This window comes from Paenibacillus motobuensis, assembly GCF_039521865.1.
GTDB lineage: Bacteria > Bacillota > Bacilli > Paenibacillales > Paenibacillaceae > Fontibacillus > Fontibacillus motobuensis.
Map to the genome: position 1 here is coordinate 1 of NZ_BAAACX010000001.1, position 4,499 is coordinate 4,499.

The 4,499-nt window shown below is 44.8% G+C and carries 8 protein-coding genes; 2 read left to right on the forward strand and 6 right to left on the reverse strand.

Translation table 11 applies throughout. The features are described from left to right. Positions 1-156: 156 nt before the first annotated feature. From ABD014_RS00005 to ABD014_RS00025, 5 genes are all read right to left on the reverse strand, one after another. Positions 157-942, reverse strand: coding sequence for a hypothetical protein (locus ABD014_RS00005; protein WP_343855695.1), 786 nt, complete (start codon positions 940-942; stop codon positions 157-159). A gap of 250 nt (positions 943-1,192) precedes the next feature. Next, complete coding sequence (locus tag ABD014_RS00010) at positions 1,193-1,867, reverse strand: SOS response-associated peptidase (RefSeq protein ID WP_343855700.1); 675 nt, start codon at positions 1,865-1,867, stop codon at positions 1,193-1,195. Between the two features lie 190 nt (positions 1,868-2,057). After that, complete coding sequence (locus ABD014_RS00015) at positions 2,058-2,321, reverse strand: hypothetical protein (protein ID WP_343855704.1); 264 nt, start codon at positions 2,319-2,321, stop codon at positions 2,058-2,060. A 35-nt stretch (positions 2,322-2,356) separates the two neighbouring features. Beyond that, positions 2,357-2,692 (reverse strand): hypothetical protein, encoded by a 336-nt coding sequence (locus ABD014_RS00020; RefSeq protein WP_343855708.1) that lies wholly within the window; start codon positions 2,690-2,692, stop codon positions 2,357-2,359. A 99-nt stretch (positions 2,693-2,791) separates the two neighbouring features. After that, positions 2,792-2,917, reverse strand: coding sequence for a hypothetical protein (locus ABD014_RS00025; RefSeq protein ID WP_343855711.1), 126 nt, complete (start codon positions 2,915-2,917; stop codon positions 2,792-2,794). Between the two features lie 141 nt (positions 2,918-3,058). Between ABD014_RS00025 and ABD014_RS00030 the strand changes: the two genes are divergently transcribed. Beyond that, the gene (locus ABD014_RS00030) at positions 3,059-3,259 is read left to right on the forward strand and encodes a helix-turn-helix domain-containing protein (protein WP_343855714.1); all 201 of its coding nucleotides are present in this window, start codon (positions 3,059-3,061) and stop codon (positions 3,257-3,259) included. 97 nt (positions 3,260-3,356) lie between these two features. Beyond that, positions 3,357-3,641, forward strand: a complete 285-nt coding sequence (locus ABD014_RS00035; protein WP_343855729.1) for a YolD-like family protein — start codon at positions 3,357-3,359, stop codon at positions 3,639-3,641. A 40-nt stretch (positions 3,642-3,681) separates the two neighbouring features. Here the strand turns inward: ABD014_RS00035 and ABD014_RS00040 are convergent, their stop codons facing one another. Continuing rightward, complete coding sequence (locus tag ABD014_RS00040) at positions 3,682-4,005, reverse strand: hypothetical protein (RefSeq protein ID WP_343855716.1); 324 nt, start codon at positions 4,003-4,005, stop codon at positions 3,682-3,684. Positions 4,006-4,499 lie beyond the last annotated feature (494 nt).

Here is a 4,499-nt window from a genome sequence, read left to right on the forward strand (position 1 = left end):
CGGATCCGAAAACGGACCAGGTGCTGTTGCAAGTAACATCGGGCTAATAAACATAAAAACACCTCTCTATCAATTATAGCTTTTAGCTAAGTGATAGAGAGGCGGTAAGTTGTGGTACTTAAAAATACCTTAATTGGTTGGTGGGCTCCTTTATTTTTAATGCAGATAAGTAGCTGAGGTAGCTGTACTATACTCACTTACTTCAAACGATAGAATGTTCTTGAATACTACATAGTCAACTCTTTTGCTAAATGGTCCTTTATTGTTATAATGTTTGTTTATTCCGTAGTGAGCAGGGCCTATTCCATTCTCTTTAGTATCATACCAGTCTATGAAGTCGTTCACTTCTCGCATCGAAAGGTCAAATTCTTTTTGTAAACCAGTTGTCATGATGATCGTGAGAATTGCGCGATCACCGTTTGGCTCAGGTTCTGGCTCTGTAATCGTTTGTTTTAAATACATATCCCATTCAATAACATCTAAGTTAACTGTACTTCTATTAAATAAAACAACTTTTTTTACATTATCATAGGTTGTAGGTAGAGAATAGATACCAGCATCTCCTGGGATGATTTCGCCTTCTACAGAATAGATAACGTTCTCTTTACTATCAAGTAATCTATATGTGAAAACTTGATTGTCGTAATCCTTAATGAAAATCTTAAAAGCGTTTATACTGACGGGAGTCTCAAATTCATATATCAGGTAGTCTGGAATAGCGGTGTTACTAACTCCAGCTTTAATATTATGCCATGTTTGATAATCACCATCTGTTACTGCTGTAGTTGACCCCAAATAGTTTGTTGAGCTTGACCCAGTTTTTATAGTTTTACCACTTAAATAAGAAATGATGTCTTCAGTTTCATTTGCTGCATAGGAAGTTGGAACAAGAGATAATGTTAATAGGATAGTAAGGAACAGCGGTAATAATAATTTTTTCATATGTATTCTCCTTATGTTTTATTTACAAAGCTAAGAATACAAATAAATCCATGGATTGTCTAAACAATAATGTCTATATATGTGATTTAATGTTGTGAAAGATAAACTTATAAAGGATCGTTCAATTGAAGATGCGAAAAAGACCACAAAGGAATAATCCTAAGTGGTCTTGTTTTATCCAGCCGTGCGCGTCTCTTCATATACCTTGATCCCGAGTAGTCTAAATTTGCGCCGTACCTCTTTATGATCATTAGCTGAATATTTCTTTTAAAAGCTCTGGGGAATTGTTCCGTACGTTACCGACTGCGGGCGATACCGGATAGGCACGCATCTTATCCGCATCATATGGGCGTAACAGTTCCAGTAGCGATGATACATCCGTATTCCCGCGATCAAGCCATTCAGATTCACATTCACGAGGCAGGATAACCGGCATACGGTTGTGAATATTCGCCATAAGACTATTTGGTTCCGTTGTTATTATGGTGCAGGTCGATATTTTATTACCGCTTTGGTCTCTCCAAGTATCATAAAGTCCAGCGAAGGAAAAGAGACTCTCATCCTTCATCAGAATTCTATACGGTTGCTTCGATCCGTTCCGTTGCTGCCACTCATAAAACCCATCGGCCGGGATAATACAACGTTTGGACGCCAGAAGCCGATTAAACGACGGCTTTTCCGTGATCGTTTCAGCACGGGCATTGATCATCTTGCTGCCGATCTTATCGTCTTTAGCCCAGGAGGGTACAAGCCCCCAACGTAGCTCCCCGAGCCTGTTTCCGTCGTTCCCGCGAACAATCGCCGGGATGCGCTGCATCGGAGCCGCGTTATATATCGGTTTATAGTTTATATTCGGATTCTTATCGATTGCGTACCACACCGTAATATCCTCTATCGGAGCCGTTATCGTAAATCTTCCGCACATATTAAATCTCCTCAAAAGTTAATACCGTTATTTTAACCGTTGAGGGCGCGTAAATAAAGAACGCCCGCTAACCGCAGGATCGGCGCGGGCTTTAGTGTCCGTTTCATTTACGTTTAATAGTCCGAACTAGCGCCACAACAGATAAGGCTAGCGCTGCAAAGGCGATAATAGTCGTTACTGTTTCCACGTTTTATTCCTCCCCACTAAAAAATCTAAACCCTGTTACCTCAGAGTAATCCATAAAATTATCAATTGTAACAACAATGCCTTGTTTGTATAAATCGACGAAATCCGTAGCTTCTTTCATACTGCATGCTTCCCATTCGAAACTGCGAAATACTGCGCTGCTCGCCCATTCCTCTTTCGTGTATACCTTAAATATCGGCTTCTCCGTGATGTAATCTATGTCCTCTATAATCTTGAAGCCTTTATAGGTGGTTACTTTATTTTTCATCGTTATTCCTCCTTAGAGGAGCCGGAGCCCCTTATCTATTCGGTGTGACCTTTCCACCCATGTTGCGGACGGCTGATAAAGTCCCTCGCCCGTTCAAGCTCTTTTTTCATATCGTTCAAGTAAATCTGATACAGAGACAGCCTTGTCTTGTCCCTTGCTGTGCCGTACAACCTACAAGGCCATCCTTTACGTAAGTGATCCCCATAGAGCCAACGATAGGGCATAGTATTATGTGAGAGCCGAACTAACAGACAACCGCTATTTATTTTCCCCTCATCAACTAACCGAAATAGTTCTTCATCGATGCTATCATAATCCTTGATGACTTGGATAAACTCATCTATGACTTGCCTTTTCGTTAATCTCTTCATTGATTACCCTCCCCACGTAAGGCCGCCGCCATATTGTATACGTCAAACCGTTTATGTTAAGATTGGGAGGAGAGGGGCGCTAACCCTCTCCAATGGAACCTATTTTCGTTTGCCGCCCGGCTTGCGTTTGGTTCCTTTTTTGTTGTCCTCACGCTTTGTACTAAGTATGATGATTGCTGTGATCAAGTTGGTTATTGCCGTGAGGAGCGTTACCCAATCTCTCATGTTCTACCCTCCAATCTGTTTCCGACACCGTTAACGTGTCATCCGCATCTTTATAATAGCATGACACTCTTAACGTGTCAATAATTATTTGACACTTTTTTCGAGTCATTATATATTAACATTAGTAACGGAGGTGTTCCGATGAAATTACGCTCTAATTTAAAAGCGCTGGCGGACGAACGCAACGTCACAATCCGGGAGATTTCCCGCGCTATTGATTACCGTTTCGAGACCGTCCGCTTGATGTATAACGATGAGCTTGAACGTTATCCGCGTGATTTACTGATGCGATTATGTACGTATTTTAACTGCGGACCTGGCGAATTATTTACAGTTGAATAGGAACGTTTGTTCGGTGTATAATATTCCGCAGAGGTGATCGGAAATGAAGCCGAACAAATTAACGGAAGGCTCAAATATGATGTGGACGTCATCGCGCATGATTTTACCGGAGCATCGTGAAGCCATGTTACGCGCACTACACGAGGAGAAAAGACGGGAACGTCCGATATTTGACGAACAGTTCGCGGAACAGATTGGGCGCTTTCTTGCCGAGACGCACCGCACGAAAACGCCGGTTAATCTGCGCATGTTTGATCCGTTTGACGACGTGCGTGTCATCGGGATAATCGAGCGCCTGGATACGTTGAACCGCCGCTTTATGGTCGATGGCGAATGGTTTCGCGTGGCGGATATCGTAGAACTCGGAATGGATACGGAATAAACAGAGAAAGGCGCCGCAGTTAAGCACGGCGCTCTTTTCGTTATTTATGCGGCAATAGCGCCGGTTTCTCCTCTACGACTTCTCCTCGCCCGGTGAACGACCGCCACTTTTCCGCGATCCCAGAGCACTGTTCGAACGACGTACCCGCTCCCTCCGTGACCAGTCCTGGCGATGTGTCTCGTCGATACTGTGCATTTCTTTCGCGATTCTGTCGGCTCGCGAGTTGATCCACAAAATAACGCTCTCTAGCTATTCTGATGCGGCGTACAGGCTCGGCGCGATTCTTTCCGCTTGAATCGTAGGACTCCGCAAGTACGTCGGCATATTCGTTATCGCGGCGACGCTCCTCTTGGTGCTCGGACATTATCGGGTACTCTTCTAGCGTCATCTTATCCGGCCGCTCGTCCGTTAGTTCCTCGTGGAGGAGAGCGTCAGTCAAGCGATCGAGTAGCGCGGTATCTACGGAAACCGGGCTCGGCCGCTGCCCCTGTTCGCCTTTTTCGTACCACGCGTCGAGTGCCTGCTGATTAAACTCGCCATGTTCGCGCACGTAGTCGTCGGATATCGCAGCGGCTACGAGAATGCGCGCCGACCTGTTGCGGAGATTATACGTGCGGTCGCGGTATGTTAGCGGAATAGGCGCGGAATTATCCGCTTTAAACTGCGTTCGGAGCGCGGATTCGATTGCTTCGATTGCGGAGCGCGTTAGTTCGATGTATGTTTGTTCTCCGCTCATACTACGCGACCTCCTCTTCCGCAGCTTCTTCGTATTCGACCTCAACCGCGCCGTATTCCCATTTGCGATAGACCGCCGCCAGCTTCTCGGCTGCCTCATCGTACATTTTAGCGACGGCCTGC